At 71.4% G+C, this 19,507-nt stretch carries 14 protein-coding genes; 2 read left to right on the top strand and 12 right to left on the bottom strand.

Going from position 1 to position 19,507, the window contains the following annotated elements:
• Positions 1-17 precede the first annotated feature (17 nt).
• From QK288_RS03165 to QK288_RS03115, 11 genes are all read right to left on the bottom strand, one after another.
• Positions 18-770: a triose-phosphate isomerase family protein gene (locus QK288_RS03165; RefSeq protein ID WP_281266363.1), complete on the bottom strand. Its 753-nt coding sequence runs from the start codon at positions 768-770 to the stop codon at positions 18-20.
• Positions 767-2,461: a dihydroxyacetone kinase family protein gene (locus QK288_RS03160; RefSeq protein ID WP_281266362.1), complete on the bottom strand. Its 1,695-nt coding sequence runs from the start codon at positions 2,459-2,461 to the stop codon at positions 767-769. The genes QK288_RS03165 and QK288_RS03160 overlap by 4 nt, the downstream gene beginning before the upstream one ends.
• Positions 2,458-3,846, bottom strand: coding sequence for an MFS transporter (locus QK288_RS03155; RefSeq protein ID WP_281266361.1), 1,389 nt, complete (start codon positions 3,844-3,846; stop codon positions 2,458-2,460). The genes QK288_RS03160 and QK288_RS03155 overlap by 4 nt, the downstream gene beginning before the upstream one ends.
• A gap of 50 nt (positions 3,847-3,896) precedes the next feature.
• Positions 3,897-4,658 (bottom strand): SDR family oxidoreductase, encoded by a 762-nt coding sequence (locus QK288_RS03150; RefSeq protein ID WP_281266360.1) that lies wholly within the window; start codon positions 4,656-4,658, stop codon positions 3,897-3,899.
• 17 nt (positions 4,659-4,675) lie between these two features.
• Positions 4,676-5,629, bottom strand: coding sequence for a 3-hydroxyacyl-CoA dehydrogenase family protein (locus QK288_RS03145; protein WP_281266359.1), 954 nt, complete (start codon positions 5,627-5,629; stop codon positions 4,676-4,678).
• Positions 5,626-6,624: a sugar phosphate isomerase/epimerase family protein gene (locus QK288_RS03140; protein WP_281266358.1), complete on the bottom strand. Its 999-nt coding sequence runs from the start codon at positions 6,622-6,624 to the stop codon at positions 5,626-5,628. The genes QK288_RS03145 and QK288_RS03140 overlap by 4 nt, the downstream gene beginning before the upstream one ends.
• Positions 6,625-6,811: 187 nt before the next feature.
• Complete coding sequence (locus QK288_RS03135) at positions 6,812-7,807, bottom strand: formylglycine-generating enzyme family protein (protein WP_281266357.1); 996 nt, start codon at positions 7,805-7,807, stop codon at positions 6,812-6,814.
• 224 nt (positions 7,808-8,031) lie between these two features.
• Positions 8,032-8,748, bottom strand: coding sequence for a GntR family transcriptional regulator (locus QK288_RS03130; RefSeq protein WP_281266356.1), 717 nt, complete (start codon positions 8,746-8,748; stop codon positions 8,032-8,034).
• A 158-nt stretch (positions 8,749-8,906) separates the two neighbouring features.
• Complete coding sequence (locus tag QK288_RS03125; protein WP_281266355.1) at positions 8,907-10,844, bottom strand: prolyl oligopeptidase family serine peptidase; 1,938 nt, start codon at positions 10,842-10,844, stop codon at positions 8,907-8,909.
• On the bottom strand, positions 10,841-12,625 hold the full coding sequence (locus QK288_RS03120; protein WP_281266354.1) for an N-acetylglutaminylglutamine amidotransferase: 1,785 nt from the start codon (positions 12,623-12,625) through the stop codon (positions 10,841-10,843). The genes QK288_RS03125 and QK288_RS03120 overlap by 4 nt, the downstream gene beginning before the upstream one ends.
• On the bottom strand, positions 12,625-15,177 hold the full coding sequence (locus QK288_RS03115) for a carboxylate--amine ligase/circularly permuted type 2 ATP-grasp protein (protein ID WP_281266353.1): 2,553 nt from the start codon (positions 15,175-15,177) through the stop codon (positions 12,625-12,627). The genes QK288_RS03120 and QK288_RS03115 overlap by 1 nt, the downstream gene beginning before the upstream one ends.
• Before the next feature lie 86 nt (positions 15,178-15,263).
• Between QK288_RS03115 and QK288_RS03110 the strand changes: the two genes are divergently transcribed.
• Together QK288_RS03110 and QK288_RS03105 are read left to right on the top strand one after the other, a co-directional pair.
• On the top strand, positions 15,264-16,613 hold the full coding sequence (locus QK288_RS03110) for an alpha/beta hydrolase (protein ID WP_281266352.1): 1,350 nt from the start codon (positions 15,264-15,266) through the stop codon (positions 16,611-16,613).
• Positions 16,610-18,199 carry a GMC family oxidoreductase gene (locus QK288_RS03105; RefSeq protein WP_281266351.1) on the top strand — a complete coding sequence of 530 codons (1,590 nt, stop codon included), beginning with the start codon at positions 16,610-16,612 and terminating at the stop codon, positions 18,197-18,199. The genes QK288_RS03110 and QK288_RS03105 overlap by 4 nt, the downstream gene beginning before the upstream one ends.
• Here QK288_RS03105 and QK288_RS03100 read toward each other — a convergent pair.
• A complete protein-coding gene (locus tag QK288_RS03100; protein ID WP_281266350.1) occupies positions 18,186-19,049 on the bottom strand; it encodes an NUDIX hydrolase in 864 nt (287 codons plus the stop codon). The genes QK288_RS03105 and QK288_RS03100 overlap by 14 nt on opposite strands.
• Positions 19,050-19,507: the final 458 nt, after the last annotated feature.

The following is a 19,507-nucleotide window of genomic DNA, read 5'->3' as shown; positions in this document are numbered from 1 at the left end:
GCCCTCCCAACCGGGGGTCAGTCGCCTCTCAGCGCCTGTGCCTCGTCGAGGATCGCCGCGATCGCGGCCGGGTCGTGCGCGAACCGGCCGAGGAACAGCCCGCCGATGCGGCCCTGCCCCCGCGTGAGCAGTCCCGGCCCGGCGGAGCCGCCGTAGACCACGACCGACCCCGCCAGCTCCGGCCGCTGTTCGAGATGCGCTTCGATGCCCGTCAGGACCTCGACGATGTGGTCGTCGGGCGCCGGCTGCGGCGCGCCGATCGCCCAGACCGGCTCGTAGGCGACGATCACCGGTGCGGCGGCGTCCCGTGAGACGGCTCGGTCGAGCTGTCCGGTCACGTCCGCGATCGCATCGAGACGGGAGGACCGGATCGCCTCGCCGACGCAGACGAGCGGACGCAGGTGGTTGCGGAACGCGGCGTCGACCTTCCGCGCGATGGTCGCGTCGTCCTCGTGGAACAGGGAACGGCGTTCCGCGTGCCCGATCTCGACGAGGTCCACGCCGATCTCCGCGAGTTCGGCGCCGGAGACCTCGCCGGTGAACGCGCCCGTGTCCTCCGTCGCCAGGTCCTGGGCGCCGAGCAGCACGGCCGTGCCCTCGAGTACCGCGTGCACGGGGACCAGCGACGGGAACGTCGGGATCACGAACAGCTCCACCGCGCCGCTCGTGACCGCCGGGTGCGACTTGGCGATGTCCGCGACGGCCTCGGCCCAGCGCAGCGTCTGCGCGTGCCCGAAGTACATCTTCAGCGAGACGCCGATCGTGATCACGGCGCGACCGCGTCGACGATGAGCGCGAACGACACCGCGCCGGGGTCGGGTGTGCCGACGGCGTCCTCGGCGTGGGTGCGCGCCCGGCCCATCCTCGGCAGGAGGTCGACCGTTCCGTCTGCTGCCTGCTGCGCCGCGTCAGCTGCCGCGCGCCAGGCGGTGGTCAGGTCGTCGCCGGCGGCGATGCGGGTGGTGAGGACGTCGTCGAAGGGGACGAGGGCGTCGACCATGGTCTTGTCGCCGACGGCCGCGCCGAAGGCGAGGACCGCGTCGGTGGCGGCGTGCACCGCGCGTTGGACGGTCGCCGCTGTGGGACGTTCACGGTCCCCGATGACGCGACCCAGAGCCTCCAGGGCGGCACCCCAGATCGCACCGGAGGTGCCCCCGGCCTTGTCCGACCACGCGTCCCCCGCGATCGTGAGGACCGTGCCGGCGCCCGCGCCGCGCTCGGCGGCTTCTCGTGCTGCCGCGTCGGCGGCGGTGGAGCCGCGCTGCATGCCGATGCCGTGGTCGCCGTCACCGGCGATCGCGTCGATCCGCCCCAGCTCGTCCGCGTGGGCGTCGAGCAGGTCGCGCACCGTGTGGAACCCGTCGGCGACCTGGCGGGCGAGCGTGCGCGATTCGTCGCTCGCGGGACCGACAGGTGCGACGACGTCGGCGGTGAGGACGTCCTCGGGGAGACGCTCCTGCGCGACCGCGGCACCCTTCCGGAACGCGGGCGCGTTCGCCGGCGCCGCCCAGAGCTGCTCGAGTTCCGCGTCCGGCCAGAACAGCGTCAGCGACACCCCGGCCATGTCGAAGCTCGTGACGAGTTCCCCGACCTCGGGCTCCACGATCGTGATGCCCGCATCGGTGAGGCGCTGTTGCACGGCGTTGAAGACCACGAACAGTTCCTCGTACTTCACGCTGCCGAGGCCGTTGAGGATCGGGACGACCCGGTCTCCGGCGCCCTCCGGACGCTCCTGGAGGAGCCGGTCGGTGAGCAGCTCGGCGAGGCCGTCGGCGGTGGGGACGTCGGCTTCGTCGATGCCCCGCTCACCGTGGATCCCCATCCCGATCGCCATACGACCCTCCGGCACCGTGAAGAGCGGTTCGTCCGCGCCCGGCAGGGAGCAGCCGGAGAAGGCGACACCGAAGGACCGGGTGCGGTCGTTCGCACGGGTCGCGACCTCGGTGACCTCGTCGAGCGTGTCCCCGCGCTCTGCAGCGGCGCCGGCGACCTTGAACACGCACAGGTCCCCCGCGATCCCCCGCCGCTTGTGCGCCTCGCCCCCCGGCGCCGACGCGACGTCGTCCGTGACGCGCACCGTGCGGACGTCGATGCCCAGCTCCGTGAGTGACCGGGCGGCGGCGTCGAAGTTGAGCACGTCGCCGGCGTAGTTGCCGTAGGACAGCAGCACGCCGCCACCGTGCTGGCTTGCGCGGGCGACCGCGGTGACCTGCTGCGCACTCGGACTGGCGAACAGGTTCCCCATCGCCGCACCGGCGGCCAACCCGTGGCCCACGAGCCCACCGAACGCCGGGTAGTGGCCACTGCCACCACCGATCACCAGGGCGACCGTGCCGTCCGGGCTCGCAGTGGACCGGGCGACCCCACCGTGCACCTTCCGCACCCACGCCCGGTTCGCCGCGACGAACCCGTCCACCATCTCGTCCGCGAAGTCCGCCGGATCGTTGAACAACCGGGTCATCGCTTCACCCGCTGTTCGGTCGTCGCCACGTGCGAGGTGTCGAGCAGGTCGTCCGCCCGCGACTGCCGGAAGAACTTCGTGCAGAAGATCATCACGGCCGCGACGAACGCCAGGACACCGAGCGACACGATGCCGAACGCTCCACTGTCGGTCGGGACGACCTCGTTGATCGCCGTGCGCATGATCGGTGCCACGAACCCGCCGAGGTTGCCGAGCGAGTTGATCAGCCCGATGCCGGCTGCTGCGGCGGCGCCCGTGAGGAACGCCGTCGGGTACGCCCACGTGATGGGGCCGACCGACAAGAAGCTCGCCACGGCCAGCGTGATGAACACGATGCCGAGGATCGGCTGCCCGTTCGCGCCGGCCCACGCGGAGCCGAGGATCGAGAGGCCGGTGAAGACGTAGAACATCGTCCCCCAGCGTCGGCGGCGGCCCACGGAGTCCGCCTTCGATCCGACGAGGTAGCAGGCGATGAGGCCGACGAGCCACGGGATCGCGGACACCAGCCCGACCTGCCAGCCGACGTCCTGCCCGAGGAGCGACGACACCTGCTGCGGGAGGTAGAACGTGGTGCCGTAGACGGCGACCTGCAGGCAGAAGTAGATGATCGTGAAGTACCAGACCCGGCCGCTCGCCATCGCCTTCCAGATCCCCTGCGGCCCGTCGGCGCTGCGGGCGGTGTCCTCGCGGGCCATCGCCGCCGTCAGCGAGTCCTTCTCCCCCGGCTCGAGCCACTTGGCCTGCTGCGGGCTGTTCGTCAGGAACACGAGCGCGGCGATGCCGGCGAGCACCGCGAGGATGCCCTCGCCCGCGAACATGACCTGCCAGCCGTGGAACGGAGTGGCCTGGTCGCCGAAGCTCAGCAGACCGCCGGACAGCGGCGCGCCGATCATCTGCGAGAACGGCTGCGCCAGGTAGAAGATCGCGAACATCCGCACGCGGACCTTGTTCGGGAACCACTCGGACAGGTACATGATCACGCCGGGGAAGAGTCCCGCCTCGGTCACGCCGAGGATGAACCGCAGCACGATGAACATGGTGTCGTTCGTCGTGAAGGCGAACAGCGCGGCGACGATGCCCCACGTGATCGCGATGCGGGCGAGCCAGAACCGAGCGCCGAAGCGCTTCAGCAGCAGGTTCGACGGGATCTCGAAGATCGCGTAGCCGATGAAGAAGATGCCGGCACCGAGTGCGAAGGCCGCGTCGGAGATGCCGCGGTCGACGCTCAGGGCCTCCTCCGCGAACCCGACGTTGGTGCGGTCGAGGAACGCGACGAAGTACAGGATCACGAGCATCGGCATCAGGTGCTTGGTGGCCTTGCCGATGGCCGACTTCAGCCCGGGATCGTGGGTCGATCCGAGCGCGGGGACGTTGGGAAGTGACACGGGTTCGCTCCTTCGCGAGCACGGTACGGAACAGGGGAACGGCCTCGCCGTCAGTGCATGTAGAGGCCGCCGTCGACGTTCAGCGTCTGACCGGTGACGAACCCGGCGTCCTCGCTGATCAGGTACGCGATCGCCGCTGCGATGTCCCGCGGGGTGCCGATGCGCGGCAGCACGCCGTCCGCGGCCATCGCGGTCTTGCGCTCCTCGGTCAGGGTGCCGCCCATGATGTCGGTGTCGATCGGACCGGGGGCGATCGCGTTCACCGTGACGCCCTTCGGCCCGAGCTCACGCGCCAGCCCACGGGTGAGCCCGATGACGCCGGCCTTGGCGACCGTGTACGGCGTCTTGCTGAACGTGCCGCCGCCGCGCTGCGCGGAGACCGACGACAGGTTGACGATGCGGCCGTAGCCGGTCTGCACCATCGACTCCGCGGCACGGAGGCTGGCGAAGTGCACGCCGTCCAGGTTGATCGACAGCACGCGGTGCCACTCGCCCTCCGGCAGGTCGAGGTACTCGTGCGCCGAGGACACCCCGGCCAGGTTCACGAGGGCGGTGATCGGGGCGATGTCGGCCTCGATGGCGTCGAACGCCGCCCGGACGGCGGACTCGTCGGCGACGTTCGCGCCGACACCGACCGCGCGGACCCCGTGCTGCTCCTGGATCTCGGCCGCGACGGCCTTCGAGGCGTCGTCGTCGAGGTCGATGATCCCGATGTCCCACCCGGCCGCTGCGAGGTGGTGGGCGGTGGCGCGGCCGATGCCGCGCGGGGAGGCTGCTCCGGTGAGGACGACGGTCTTGCTCTGGTTGCTCATGTCTCGCTCCCGTTCGGTCAGTGGATCGGTGCCGGCCCGAGCTCGTCGAGGAGCTTCTGCATGGCGACGTAGGCGCGGTTGCGGTAGGCGACGAGTTCCGGCGTCCGGTCGGCCGGTACCTCGAGGTACCCCGCGCCGGACTTCGTGCCGAGCTCGCCGGCGTCGACGTGCTGCTGCAGCGACGACGGGGTCGCGAAGCGCTCGGGCCAGCGGGTCTGCAGCGACTCGAAGCAGAACGCGTAGACGTCGAGTCCGGCCATGTCCGCGATCGCGAACGGGCCGAAGAACGGCAGGCGGAACCCGAACGTCGTGCGGACGATCGTGTCGATGTCGTCGGGCGTCGCGATGCCCTCGTCGACGATCTTGGTCGCCTCCTCGAACAGTGCGTACTGCAGCCGGTTCAGCACGAAGCCGGTGGCGTCCTTCACCCGCGCGGACTGCTTGCCCGTCGCGGCGACGACGGCCTCGGCGACCTCGACGGCGTGCTCACCGGTGGTCGGGTGCGGGATGAGCTCGACGCCGGGGATGAACGGCGCGGGGTTCGAGAAGTGCACCCCGAGGAACCGCTCCGGACCGGTGACGGCCTCGGCGAGCGACTGGATCAGGATGGTGGAGGTGTTCGAGCCGATGATCGCGTCGGGCTTCGCGGCGGCGCTGATCCGACGGAGGGTGTCGTGCTTGATCTCGAGCTTCTCGGGGACCGCCTCCTCGATGAAGTCGGCCGTGGCGACCGCTTCCTCGATCGAGGCGGCGGCGCTGAGGTGCGCGTCGACGCGGGACACGGCATCCGCGGGGAAGAGGCCGTCCGCGACGAACTGCTCCGTCTCGGTGATGAGCCGCGCTCGGTTGGCTTCCGCGATCTCGGCGGACACGTCCGCGATCCGGACGGTGTGGCCGGCGAGGGCGAGGACCTGCGCGATCCCACCGCCCATGTAGCCGGATCCGACGACGGCGATGTCGAGGGTGCTCATCGAGTTGCTCCTTGCTGCGTCGCCCCGACGACCGAGGTCGCGAGGACGGAACGGATGTACTGCTGGTTGGTGGCGCAGACGCCGAGGCTGTCCCCGCCGTACTGCTCGGTCATGAGGATGCCGCGGAAGCCGTTCGCGACGGCATCGCGGAGGACCTGGCGGTAGTTGATGAGGCCGGTCTCCATGGTGCTCGGCACGCTCGTCGACCAGCTCCCGTCGGCCGACTCGTCCCGCGTGTAGTTCTTCACGTGCAGGTAGTTCGTGTACGGCAGGGTCTTCGCGAACAACTCCCTCCAGTCCTCCACCGGGCGGTGCAGACGGATGAGGTTCGCGACGTCGGCGTTCAGGCCGACGTTGTCGAGCCCGATCTCCTCGACGAGGCGGACCGCGCTGTCGGCGGTGCCGAGGTACGTGTCCTCGTAGAGCTCCAGCGCCATCGGGAGTCCGACGGACGCCGCGTGCTCGCCGAGTTCCCGGAGGCGGGACACCGCGGCGTTCCAGACCTCGGGGTCGTCCGGGTCGGTCGGGCCCTGCGCGGTCCAGAACCACAGCGCGCGCTGCTGGGCCTCGTTGAACGGCTGGTGCAGCCCGGTCGAGAACACCTGCATGCCCCACTCGGCCGCCGCATCGATGGTTCGGTGGGCGTAGGCGAGGTTGTCCTCCTCGTGGCCCGGCTGGATGACGCTCTTGCGCTGCAGGTGCACCGACGGGATACCGATGCCGTGCGAGCGCGCGATCGCGAAGAGCTCGTCACGCCGGGACGGCTCGAGGTCGGCGGGTCGGATGTGGCTGTCGGCGAGCTCGGCGAGGGAGAACCCGGCGGCGCTGACCTGCCCGAAGATGTCGTCCCACACCTCGGCCGGGGCGTCGTGCACGGCGACGCCGTCGCTGCCGACGGCCGGGAAGCCGTGCAGACATGCCGCGATGGGCCAGGTGTCCGCCGTCCAGGTGGTCGGATCCCAGTCCTGCTGGACCCAGTCCTGTGCTGTGGTCACGGAATGCTCCTTTGCACGTCGATGGTTCATCGCTGAACCTCTTTCCTATAGGAAAGATACATGCTCGTCGGCGGAGCGCAACCGAATCGGACCAAACCCCCCGTACGGGGGCTCCGAAGGAGTCCGGGCCCGGAGGATCAGGGCGCCCGTGCCGCTGACCCGAACCTCGGCACGGGCGTCCGCCGGCTCAGACCCGGGAGACCGTCCGGAAGCCGGCGTTGCCCATCGACGAGTCCGGCGTGTTCGACGATCGTGCGGCGTTCCGGTAGCGGTTGCAGTACGAGTCGTGGCACAGGTACGAGCCGCCACGCATCAACCGTGGCGCATCGGGCGTGTCGGCGCTCGGCCCCGTCGGCGCATGCACGGTACCCGCTTCCGCGTCGGACGCGTACGTCGTGGCGGACCAGGCATCGGCGCACCACTCCCACACGTTGCCGACGGTCTGCCAGAGCCCGTAGGCGTTCGGCCCGAAGGAGCGCACCGGCGCCGTCGTCAGGAACCCGTCGTCGAGCGTGTTCTCCGTCGGGAAGACGCCCTGCCAGATGTTCACGCGCCACAAATCGTCGGTGGCCGAGGGGTCGCGCAGGTCGTCGCCCCACGGGTACCTGGCACCCTCGAGTCCACCACGGGATGCCGCTTCCCATTGCGCCTCGGTCGGCAGTGCTCGTCCGGCCCAGTCGCAGTAGGCGACGGCGTCGTTCCAGGAGACGTGCACCACCGGGTGGTCGCCGAGCTCGTCGACCGAAGATGCCGGGCCGCCCGGATGCCGCCAGTCGGCGCCACGGACGCCGAGCCACCAGGGCGTCTGGGGCGGCTGCCCGAGCACGTCGTCGTCAGCACCGGCGAACGCCAGGTGGAACACGGCCGAGTATCCGAACGACTCGGCCTCGGTGCGGTACCCGGTCGCCTCGACGAACCGGGCGAAGTCGTCGTTCGTGACGCTCGTCGTGTCGATCTCGAAGGCGTCGAGCGACACCGGGTGCACGGGCGTCTCGCCATCGCCCCACTTCGCGTCGCCGAGCGCGTCCCCCATCAGGAACGTCTGCGCGGGCACCGTCGCCTGCGGGATCCGGTGCCCACTGTGTGCGGTGCCCGCGGTCGCCGCGGCACCGACGTGACCGACCGCACCGCCGATCAGCGCCGCGCGCCCGACCGGTGCGCAGCAGTCGTGCTCCTCGTGCATCCCGGCCCCTTCCGAACGTCGTGTCCTCGACACGTCGACAGCGTCGACTCGTAGTCTGCGCCACCGAGCTCGGACGCGCGCGGCTGCCCGACATGCGCGCCGAGACGGTTGCGTCCACAACGAGCGACAACACCACTGTCGTACGACATCGGGATTGTCGTTCCGAGTCGGAGCACGAGGACCCGCGCCCGCGCCCGCGCGAGCACCCCCATGCGCCAGCCGCGTCAGCCCGCGTGGGACGCGTCCGCGCGGGACCGCAACCGCACGGCGTCGATGTGCAGGCGCATCGCCGCGACGGCGGACGTCGGATCGGACGCGAGCGCATCGACGATCGCCTGGTGCTCGTGGACGGCACGGTCGGTGTCGTCCCCGCCACCCTCGACGATCTGCCGCATCCGGTGCACGCGCGTCGTGATGATGTCCGACATCTCGAGCAGGAACGGGTTCCGGGCCGCGTCGAAGATCAGCTGGTGGAACTGCCAGTCGCTCCGGAAGTACCTGGCCATGAGTTCCTCTGAGGCCTGCGCCGAGCCGACGACGGCGACCTCGCGGGCGACGGCCGCCTGGTCCGACAGGGCGAGGACCAGGCGCTCCCGGAGCCCCTCGACGTCACCCCGCGCGGCGAGCTCCACGGCACCGCTCTCGACGATCAACCTGGCGTCGAACAACGCCTCGAGCTGGTCCCCGGCGAGGGGCGGGGCGACGCGGTACCCCTTGTTCGCCTCGCGGGTGACGAGCCCTGTCCGTTCGAGCTGCACGAGCGCCTCGCGCACCGGCGTCGGCGAGACCCCGAGCGTCCGGGCGAGCCCGTCGATCGACAACCGCATGCCCGGCTCGACGTCCGGTCCCATGAGCACGTCGAGCACCCGGTCGTAGACACGATCGCGAAGACCCCGTTGCGTGATGCGCTCCGCGCCGAATCCGGGGATCGTGCTCGCCATACCTCGATCCTAGAGAATCCACGAACGAGCTCCGCGGCGTTCCGACCCATGACGCCCGGGATGGGAGGCGGAATCGCGCGTAGGGGGTCGGGAAGACAGGACACCTACGCGCGAATCGACCTCCCACGCGCGAATCGGCCCCCGACCCCAGCCCGGCGTCACACCAAGCGCGACGCCAGGAACTCCACCATCGTCCGCACCAGCAGCGCTCGGGAGGACGCCCGCCGGTACTCGTGCCCCTCGCCCTCGAGCTCCAGGTACGACACGTCGTGCGACCGCGCACGCAGGGCATCGACGACCTGGTGCGCCTCGCCGATCGGGACGTTCGTGTCGAGCTCGCCGTGCACGACGAGCAGCGGCGCCGTCACGTCGTCGATCGCCCGCATCGGCGACAGCGACTCGAGCAGCGCAGCGTCGTCCACGGGGTGCCCGTACTTCGTCGCGGCGGCCGAGGCGATCCACGGCTCGGTGTCCCGGTAGAACGTCGCGAAGTCGCTCATCCCGCACACCATCACCCCGGCGGCGAACACGTCCGGCGTGAACGCGAGCGAGGCGATCGTGGCGTACCCGCCGTACGACCGGCCCTCGACGGCGACCCGCCCACGCTCGGCGTACCCGTTCGTCACGAGGAACCGCGCGCAGTCCACGACGTCCGCGAGCGCGTTCCACCGCAGCCCGAGGTCGTCGGCGTGCACGAACTCCCGCCCGTACCCGCTGGATCCGCGGATGTTCGGCGCGAACACCGTGATCCCCGCTGCGGCGAGCGCCTGGTGCTGCGGCGAGAACGTCGGCCGCTCCTGCGACTCCGGCCCGCCGTGCAGGTGCAGCATCGCTGCACGACCGACGGGAGGCTCGTGCGCAGCCCCGGAAGGAGCGAAGGCAGTCGACGTGGCCGGCTCCACCGCCCGGTACAGCCACCCGGTCAGCTCCAGTCCGTCACGGGCGGTGAAACGCTCGAGCGTCGGCTCCACCAGCGACACGTCGGGCAGCGCCGGGACGTCGGTGACCCGGCTCCAGGTCAACGCGTTCGTGTCGAGACGCCACAGCTCCCGGGGGCGCGACGGCCCCTCGACGGCGAGGATCACGCTCCGCCCGTCCCGGCTGAGCACCGGGTCGGTGACGACGTACCCGGGAAGGTCGGGCACGGGGGTGCGCGAGGCGTCGTGCGTGTTGATGAGGTCCAGCTCGCTGCGACCGTCAACGTTCCAGCCGAGCAGCAGCGTGCGCCCGGCGTCGTCGGCGTCGAGGAACTCGAGCTCGGCGTCGTCGCGGTCGATGATCCCGCGGGGCTTCCCGCGCCACCCGTGCGGCCCGACCGGCTGCGCGACGAGCCCGCGGCGGGGCAGCCCGGCCTCGGTCGCGACGTAGGCGACGAGCGGACTGGTCTCGCTCGCCGGGGACGGCCGCAGGAACGCGATCTCGGCGGAGCCGTCCGGCGGGTCGGTGAGGAGCGACTGGCTCTCGTCGGTGAGCCGGTCGACGACCACGACGAACTCGTGGCCGCGGGCACCGTCGCGCAGCACCACGAGGCGTTCCTCCACCGACAGGTCGAGGATGTGGATGAGTTCGCCGACCGCCAGGTCGTCGCGGTCCCCGGACACGGGGTCGACGAGGTACGAGCGCGCCGGCTGCTCGGGTTCGGTCGACGGCAGGGTGATCACGACGCGGTGCCCACTGCGGCTCCACGGCCCGAGCTCGGCGTGCTGGTACCGCGACCCGGCGATCTGCGCGGCGTCGCTGCCGTCCGGTCGGACCACCCAGACCTGCTGCTTCACGCCGCCGTCGGTCGCGATGGCCACGGCGAGCCACTCCCCGTCGGACGACCACGTCACCCGGATGACCGGGTCGCCGGACAGGCGGATGCGGACGGGATCGGGCAGTGGGCCGTCGACGACGACGTCCTGCACGAAGACCTCGGGGGTGCCGTGCCGATCACTGACGAAGGCCACCCGGCGCGCGTTCCGCGTCATCGTCGGGCCCCACGAGCCCCAGGCGGCGGTGAGCCGCTCGCCCAGGTCGACCGCGGCCCTGGTCTCGGCCGACTGCGCGACGGACGCCGATGCGCCCACCTGCACCGAGCCTCCCGGCCGGCTCACCGCACCCCCTGGTGCTGCAGCCACATCTCGATCAGGCCGAGCTGCCAGAGCGCGTTCGCGCCGATCTCGGTCCTCGTGCTGTTCGGGTCCTGGAGCATCCGCTCGACCTCCCCTGCGTCGAAGAGCCCGCGTTCCCGGGCCTCAGGGGCGTGCAGCGCCTCGCGGACGCGCTCCAGGTACGGACCCTCCAGCTGCCGGATCGCCGGCACCGGGAAGTACCCCTTCGTCCGGTCGATGACGGCATCGGGGACGATGCCGCGCGCCGCACGCTTCATCACGCCCTTCCCGCCGTCGGCGAGCTTCAGCTCCGGCGGGATCGTGCCCGCGAACTCGACGAACTCGTGGTCGAGGAACGGCACGCGCGCCTCGAGCCCCCACGCCATCGTCATGTTGTCGACCCGCTTGACCGGGTCGTCCACCAGCATGATCGTCGTGTCGCTGCGGAGTGCGGCATCGACACTGGTCGAGGCTCCCGGCCGCGCGAACTCCGCGTCCACGAACGCCGACGGGGTGTCGTCGTCGCTCCGCCAGCGCTCCCCGAGCAACCCCTGCAGGGCAGGCCAGCGCCGGTCCATGAACACCGACCGGTACGCCTCGGCGGCCTGGTCCCGGGGGACGTCCGCGAGCGGCGGGTACCAGCTGTAGCCGCCGAGGACTTCGTCGGCACCCTGCCCGGACTGCACGACCTTGACGTGCTGCGAGACCTCTTGCGAGAGCAGGTAGAACGCGACGCAGTCGTGACTGACCATCGGCTCACTCATCGCCTGGATCGCCCCGTCGATGCCGTCGAGCAGGCGTGACGAGGGGATGCGGATGCGGTGGTGGTCGGTGCCGAAGTGCCGGGCGACCTCGTCGGAGTACTCGAACTCGTCGCCGGACTCCCCACCGGCCGACTCGAAGCCGATGCTGAACGTGGCGAGGTCCTGCTGACCGGCCTCGGCGAGCAGGGCGACCACCAGCGAGGAGTCGATGCCGCCGGAGAGCAGCACCCCGACCGGGACATCGGCGACCATGCGGCGCTCGACCGCGGTGCGGAGCGACGCGGTGAACGCCTGCTGCCAGTCCTCGTCCGACCAACCGGCACGGGCGGGGTCACGCTCGAACCGGGGCTGCCAGTACGTCGTGTCGCGGAACGCTCCCGACGGTTCGTAGACCCGCACGGTCGCCGGCGGGAGCTTGCCGACGCCGGACAGGATCGTGCGGGGTGCGGGGACGATCGAGTGGAAGCTCATGTACGACGCGAAGGCGACGGGGTCGATGGACGTGTCCACCTGACCGCCGGCCAGGATCGCCGGCAGGGAGCTCGCGAACCGGACGCCACCGGGGACCTCCGCCACGTACAGCGGCTTGATCCCGAGCCGGTCGCGCGCGAGCACGAGTCGGCCGCTGGCGTGCTCCCAGATCGCGATGGCGAACATCCCGATCAGGTGGTCGACGAACGACTCGCCCCACTCGGCGTAGGCGGCGACGATGACCTCGGTGTCCGACGTCGAGTCGAACGTGTGGCCCTTGCCGTGCAGTTCCTCGCGGAGGTCCCGGTAGTTGTAGACCATCCCGTTGTAGGCGATCGTCAGGCCGAGGCGCGTGACGACCATCGGCTGCGCGCCGGCGGTCGACAGGTCCACGATCGACAGACGACGGTGCCCGAGCGCCACCGGGCCGCGCGCCCAGAGTCCGTCGCCGTCCGGCCCCCGGTGCACCAGGCACCCGGTCATCCGGGCGACCGTCCCGACGTCGGGGGACGTCCCGTCGAACCGGATCTCTCCAGCGAGTCCACACATCAGCTGTCCTCCCGGTCCGTGCCGACGATCCACGTGTCCTTGGCGCCGCCACCCCGCGACGAGTTCACGACGAGGCTGCCCTCCGGCGCGACCCTGGTGAGCGCCACGTCCGCCAGGTGGGTGTCGTCCGGACCCGTGCCGGTCACGTACACGAACGCGCGGAGGTCCACGTGCCGTGGGTCGAGCCCGGCTGGTCCGATGGTGGGGTGCGACGAGAGCTGGACGACCTCTTGCCCGACCCACCCCGCGGGATCCGCTGCGATCGCGCGTCGGCGTTCCGCGACCTCCGGCGCGCTCGCGGCCGGCCCGATGAGGACGTCGCGGCCGCCTTCGCCGTCGACGGGCTTCGTCACGAGCTCGCCGACGCGGTCGAGCACGGACATCCGTTCGCCCTCGATGCTGGTCCGGTAGGTCGGCACCGACTCGAGCAGCGGCTTCTCGTCGAGGTAGTACCAGATCAGGTCGGGCACGTTGACGTACATCGCCTTGTCGTCGACGAGCGCGTTGCCCGGCGCGTTCGCCAGGTAGACGCGCCCGGCCTCGGCCGCGTCGAGGATCCGCGCGCCGAGATCGGGGGTCAGGTCGGTCCGGAGGGCGCTGGCGTCGCGGTCCACCCGCAGGTAGAGCGCGTGCAGGACGTCACCGGTCGCGGCCTCGACGACGTGGCCGTCGCGGACGTCCAGGTCCGACTCGGTCAGGAGGCGCATCCCGGCTCCGTCGGACAGCCTGCGGTGTTCGTACCAGGCGCCGGCGGCGGGGCCGTCGCTGATCAGCGCCAGCACCGCCTCGCGTTCACCGGTGACGGCCGTCGCGTTGGTGCGGAGCGTGTGGGCGATCCGGTCCATGACGCCGTGCGGATCGCGCAGGTGTTCCGGCCGGGGCGCGTCGGGGACGACCTCGTCCATGAGTTCGCGCAACGCGATGCCGTACGCCACGCCGGAGGGCGAGCGGACGTTGTCCTCGAGCACACGCCACCCGCCGAACTCGTTCCGCACGAGGTCGAAGCCCAGCACCGGGGCACGGACGGCGTCCCTCGGCAGGCGCATGGCGTCGGGATCCCACCCGTTGCGGCCGACGAAGTCGCGCTCGTCCATCGCGCCGTCCGCGACGATCCGCCGGTCGCCGTACGCGTCACGGAGGAAGAGCTCGATCGCGCGGGCACGCTGCCCGAGGCCCTTCGCGAGCTGGTCCCACTCGTAGGCGCTGACGGTACGCGGGACGAGGTCGCAGCCGAAGTCCTGCACGGCGCCGGCGACCACGAAGCCGACCTCGTGCTCCCGGGTCCAGGCGTCGCGGGCGGTGCAGCGGTCGATGGTCGTCTCGGCGTCCCAGCCACGGAAGAACGCGGCCAGGTCGCGGAACGCGGGACGGGGGCGTGCGCCCGGTCCGACCGCCTCGTCGCCGGCACGGACGCGGTACGACGGGATCGCGACGACGGGGTGGTCGTCCCGACCGGACGGGGTGCCAGCGGTGTCCTCCACCACGAGCGCCACGACGTCGTCGAGCGAACCCCGCTCGGCGTACGCGGTCCGCTGCCGGTCCGTGGAGTTGCCGCGCGCAAGGGTGTCCTCGAGCAGGGCGCTCACGGTCCCCCAGTCGCCGAGTTCCTCGAGCTCGGGGCGGAGCCGCGAGACGAGCTGGCGCACCGCGATCTCGGCCGGCAGCCGCTCCGGGTGTTGCCCGAGCCCCAGCAGGTCGCCGCTCAGTCCACTGCGTGCGGCCTGCCACATCGCCGCGCGGTGCAGCGGTTCGCTCCTGGGATGCCACTCGGCGCCGGACTCGACCGCGATCTCGGCCTTGCGGACCGCTGCGCGGAACAGCCCGGCGATGAGCACCGCGTCGTCGACCACGGGTGTCGCGTCGCAGACCCGCAGTTCGAGCGTCGGTGCGTGCGAGGACGGACGGACGTCGAAGTACGCCATCTTCTTGTCGGCGATCACGCCAGACGCGATGAGGTCCTCGAGCACCTTGTCGTACTCGGCAGCGCTCTCGACCCGGCCGAAGCTGCCGGCGGACGGCCAGCGCTGCCAGATGATGCTCCGGAACGACGCGTACCCGGTGTCCTGGCCGTTCCAGAACGGACTCGACGCACTCAGCGCCAGCAGGACCGGGAGCGTCGGTGCGACGCGCTGGGCGATCTGGACCGCCAGGTCGCGGTCGCTCACGCCGACGTGCACCTGCAGGCCGCAGATGAGCTGTTCGTCGACGAGCATCCGGTACTGCTCCTGCATGCGGCCGTAGCGGCCACCGGAGGTCAGTTCGAAGTCGGCGTACTCCGACCTGGGAGCCGTGCCGGCGGCGGCGATGGTGACACCCGCCGGCGCGATCGCTCCCGCCAGCTCCTGCCGGAGGTCGACGATCACCCGCCGGAGGTCGTCGAGCGTCGTCACCACCGGGGTGTTCGTCTCGATCGTCGTGCGCTGGAGTTCTGCGCCGAAGCGGTCTGCTGGGAGTTTGGGCAGAAGGCGCGGGGCCTTCGCGGAAAGTCGGCCGGACTCGAGGTCGATGAGGTGCAGCTCTTCCTCGGCGCCGAGCGTCAGCTCTGCACTCATTCACCGAACCTACCCGTGACGCCTGTCGAGCGCCCGGGGGTACACCCGTCTGGGAACACGGTCACCGTGGGCCGTAGAAACGAAGGATGACGGCAACCGCGTTCTGCCTGCACGCCCTCGGGTCGAGTTCCGAGGAGTTCGCCACGCTCCGCACCCGCCTGGCGGGCACCCTCGACCTCGTCGGCATCGACCTCCCCGGCTTCGGCCGCTCCTCCGCGGCGACGGGCACGACCGTCGAGGAGATGGTCGAACAGGTCGAGCGGGTCATCGGGCAGAGCGGCGCCACCGATTGGGTCCTCATCGGGCACTCGATGGGGGGCAAGGTCGCCTCGGTCGTCGCCTCCCGCACGATCGACGGGTCCAACGGGCTCTTCGGGCTCCGCGCGGTCGTGCTGCTCGCCGCCTCGCCGTTGTCCCAGGAGCCCATGGACGAGGAGCGTCGCGCGACGATGCTCGGCTGGGCTTCCGACGGCCCGATCGGTCCGAGCGACGCCGAGACCTTCGTGTCGGCGAACGTCGACGCCCCCCTCCCCCCGGAACCGCACGCGATGGCCGTCCACGACGTGCAGCGGGCCGATCCACGCGCCTGGACGGACTGGCTGGTCCGCGGCAGCCGCGAGGACTGGTCGACCACCTTCCCACCGAACCCGGTGCCCGCGCTGATCCTGGCCGGTGCTGCCGACGGTGACCTCGGCGAGGACGCGCAGCGCACGCTGAACCTGCCGCACTGGACCACCGGCGAACTCGACGTCGTCCCGGACGCCGCACACCTGATGCCGTGGGAGCAGCCCGACGCGGTGGCCGAGCGCATCAGGGACTTCTGGGAGCGCCGGATCGCCGGCGGACCGGTCGTCCCGCCGGCGACCGTCCGGGTGATCGCCTCGCCGCGGGTCAGCGCGCGGACCAGGGGCATCCTGGCCGTGCGCGCCCTGCCCGACGACTCCGCAGCGACCCCCGCGTCGCTCAGCGTCGACCAGCTCGACACGCTCCGCGCGGTGGCCAGGATCGTCGTCCCGCAGCCCGGCGCAACGACGATCGACCTCGCGCTGCGGGTCGACGCGCAACTCTCCGCGGGGCTCGGCGACGGGTGGCGGCCCGACGGCTTGCCGGCCGACGTCGATGCCTACCGGGCCGGACTCGACGCGCTCGCTCCGGAGGCCGCACGAGGAGACGAGCACCTCGCCGCGGTGCTCGACGCGGTGACCGCCGGAGAACACACCCCCGCGGTCGGACCCTTCGACGCGGAGCAGCTCAGGGCATGGGCCGAGGACGCCGCGGTGGACCTCGTCAGGCAGTGGGCCGCACACCCGGCGACGATGGCCGATATCGACTACGACGGCTTCGCCAACGGTGGCGACGGCGTCCGCAAACAGGGCTTCCAGCTGCTCGCCGCCGGGCAGCGCGAAGCGTGGGAACCGACGGGAGCAGCACGATGAGACTCGACCACCAGCGCCGTTACGACGAGGACGAGGTCGTCGACGCGGTCGTCGTCGGCACCGGGGCGGGCGGCGCACCGCTCCTCGCCACCCTCGCACGGAAGGGCCTCCGCGTCGTCGCGCTCGAAGCGGGCCCGAACACCGACCCGGAACGGTTCACACCGGACGAGGTCGAGGCCCCCGGTGACATCAACTGGATGGACGAGCGCATCAGCGGCGGGGACGCCCCGACCGCGTTCGGCCCGAACAACAGCGGGACGGGCGTCGGCGGATCGACGCTGCACTGGGGAGCGTTCACCCCGCGCCCGAACGAGCACGACATCCGGCTCCGCACCGACTCCGGCGAGGGCGAGGACTGGCCGATCGAGCACGCCGAACTCGTTCGCTGGATCGAGCAGGCCGAGCACGACGTCGGCGTCGCGGGCCCGGCGCACTACCCGTGGGACCCAGCCCGTCGCTACCGGATGGGACCGCCGGCGCGCAACGCGTCCTCGGACATGATGATGCGCGGTGCCGCTGCCGTCGGGATCACCGCGACGGACGCGCCCGTCGGCCTGACGACCGAGGACCGGATGCAGGAGCACCACGGCCTCCGGCACGCGTGCGTCGCCTGCGGTTCCTGTCACCAGGGCTGCCGGAACGGCGCGAAGGTGTCGATGGACACCACGTACCTGCCCGCCGCGGTCGCCTTCGGTGCCGAGATCCGCGCCGATTCGTTCGTGCACGGCATCGAGCTCGACGCCCGCGGCGAGGTCGAGGCCGTCGTGTACCGACAGGGTGGCCGCGACCACCGGCAGCGGACCCGATCGCTCGTGCTCGCCGCCGGCGGCATCGAGACCCCGCGACTGCTGCTGCACACCGGGCTGGCGAACAGCAGCGGCCAGGTCGGCCGGAACTTCACCGCGCACGGGGCCACCCAGGTCTGGGCGACGTTCGACGAGTCGATGCGCTCCTACCGCGGGTACCCGTCGTCGATCATCACCGAGGACTTCATCCGACCGGGTGACGCCGACTTCGCCGGTGGCTACCTCATCCAGAGCCTCGGCGCGCAGCCGCTCACCCTCGCCACCTCGCTGGTCCGTGGCGGTGGGCTGCGGGGCGCTGCGCTCGTCCAGGCGCTGCGGGACTACCCGAAGATGGCCGGCGTCGGCATCAACGCCGAGTGCCTGCCGTACGACGACAACCGCCTCGTGCTGTCCGACGAGGTCGACGCGAACGGGGTGCCGAAGGCCCGCGTGACGTTCTCCCCCGGTGCGAACGAGGCGGCGATCACCCGGCACGCCGTCCGGACGATGACGTCGATCGTCGAGGCTGCTGGCGGCCGCGACGTCCGGGTGCTGGACCGCACCGCGCACACCGTCGGGACCGCTCGGATGGGCACCGACCCGGAGCGCTCCGTCGTGGACGCTGCCGGCCGGTCGTGGGACGTGCCGAACATGTGGATCGTCGACAACTCGGTCTTCCCGAGCTCCCTCATCGCGAACCCGGCGCTGACGATCATGGCGCTGTCCCTCCGCACCGCCGACCGGATGTTGCGCGACGACGCGTCGGCCGACCGGGCGGAGGCCCTGGTCACCGCCGCCTGACGAGCAGCAGCGCCGCGAGCGTCGCACCGTCCGTGATCGTCCCGGCGGCGATCGCGGCGTCGACCTCGTCGGGGCCGAGCTCGACGGTGGTCCAGTCCTCACCGGGCTCGAGTGCGGCACCGCGGTGCTCGGCGACGGTGCCGACGAACACGTGCGTCCTGACGTCGGACACCCCCGGTTCGGCCACGAACGTCCCGACCTGGACGAGTTCGTCGCAGACGGCACCGGTCTCCTCGAGGAGTTCCCGAGCGGCGGCACCCGCTGCCGAGTCGTCGTCCGGCTCGATCGCGCCCGACGGCAGCTCGTAACGCGGCTCTGGTCCGGTCGTGTCTCGGACACCGTGCACGAAGACGAGTCGCTCGCCGACCGAGGCTGCGACGATGACGCTGTCCGACGACCGGAGCCGGAACCAGCTCCGGTCCGTGTCGTCGATCGTCTCCGTGACGGTGAACCACGGATTCGCGTGCACGACCGCAGCGGCCGACCGGTCCGGTTCCCACTGGTCGCGAGACGGGACGCCGACGGGCCTGGTCGCCCTGGTGGCCATCCGCAGGCGCAGGTCGATCTCGTGCTCGTCCGACGGCGGGTCGTTCGCGTCCATGCCGACGAGCCACGTCAGCCCGCGGAGTGCACGGCTGTCCCGGCCGACCAGCGCGAGCGCCCAGACGGCGTCAGCGCGGGCGGCAGCCTGGCACTGCGCCCAATCGATCGCCTGGAGCACGTCGCCACCCGCGAGATCGGTGGTCTCGGTGGTGAAGACCTCGCCCGAGCGCTCCTGCACGTACACCCGGAAGTGCGGGTGGTGGTTCTCCCAGGTGCTGTCGCGCTCGTCGACCTCGATGGCGTCCATCGATCGAGCCTACGAGATCGTCCGGAGCCCGTGGTGTCCGGTGACATTCCACGTAGGCTGGTCGTGTGGACTCCGACACCGCCGGGTCGTGGTCCTGGGGCAAGCGTGAAGCCCACCACCGGTAGGACGGTGATGGGCTTCGGGTTGCTCTCCGAGTGGAAAGCCGAGGACGGGCACAATCCGTTCCCGAGTCTGAACGCTCGGGTCCAGTGTAATCGAGCCCCGGCCCGATTGCACGCCCGTCCCGGTCCCCGCTCCTCGTGTCCGCCGGCGCTGACACCGGAGGTGGTCTCGATGTCGAACGACACCGATCCCAAGCCCGGGCGTCGGGTGTTCTGGTTGGGGGTCGCGGGCTTGCTCGTGAACCTCGCCAGGCTCCTGGTCGACCTGGTCCGGAAGGACTGAGACAAGGACGTGCCGCACCGGTCTCGATCGGTGCGGCACGTTCCGGCGTGGGG

Source organism: Curtobacterium sp. 9128 (assembly GCF_900086645.1).
GTDB lineage: Bacteria > Actinomycetota > Actinomycetes > Actinomycetales > Microbacteriaceae > Curtobacterium.
This window is presented reverse-complemented; position numbering and strand designations above follow the sequence as displayed.

Coding starts and splice junctions, on each gene's coding strand:
- QK288_RS03160 (WP_281266362.1), bottom strand. CDS start 2,461: ATGACCCGGTTGTTCAACGATCCGGCGGACTTCGCGGACGAGATGGTG.
- QK288_RS03150 (WP_281266360.1), bottom strand. CDS start 4,658: ATGAGCAACCAGAGCAAGACCGTCGTCCTCACCGGAGCAGCCTCCCCG.
- QK288_RS03145 (WP_281266359.1), bottom strand. CDS start 5,629: ATGAGCACCCTCGACATCGCCGTCGTCGGATCCGGCTACATGGGCGGT.
- QK288_RS03135 (WP_281266357.1), bottom strand. CDS start 7,807: ATGCACGAGGAGCACGACTGCTGCGCACCGGTCGGGCGCGCGGCGCTG.
- QK288_RS03130 (WP_281266356.1), bottom strand. CDS start 8,748: ATGGCGAGCACGATCCCCGGATTCGGCGCGGAGCGCATCACGCAACGG.
- QK288_RS03120 (WP_281266354.1), bottom strand. CDS start 12,625: ATGTGTGGACTCGCTGGAGAGATCCGGTTCGACGGGACGTCCCCCGAC.
- QK288_RS03115 (WP_281266353.1), bottom strand. CDS start 15,177: ATGAGTGCAGAGCTGACGCTCGGCGCCGAGGAAGAGCTGCACCTCATC.
- QK288_RS03110 (WP_281266352.1), top strand. CDS start 15,264: ATGACGGCAACCGCGTTCTGCCTGCACGCCCTCGGGTCGAGTTCCGAG.
- QK288_RS03105 (WP_281266351.1), top strand. CDS start 16,610: ATGAGACTCGACCACCAGCGCCGTTACGACGAGGACGAGGTCGTCGAC.
- QK288_RS03100 (WP_281266350.1), bottom strand. CDS start 19,049: ATGGACGCCATCGAGGTCGACGAGCGCGACAGCACCTGGGAGAACCAC.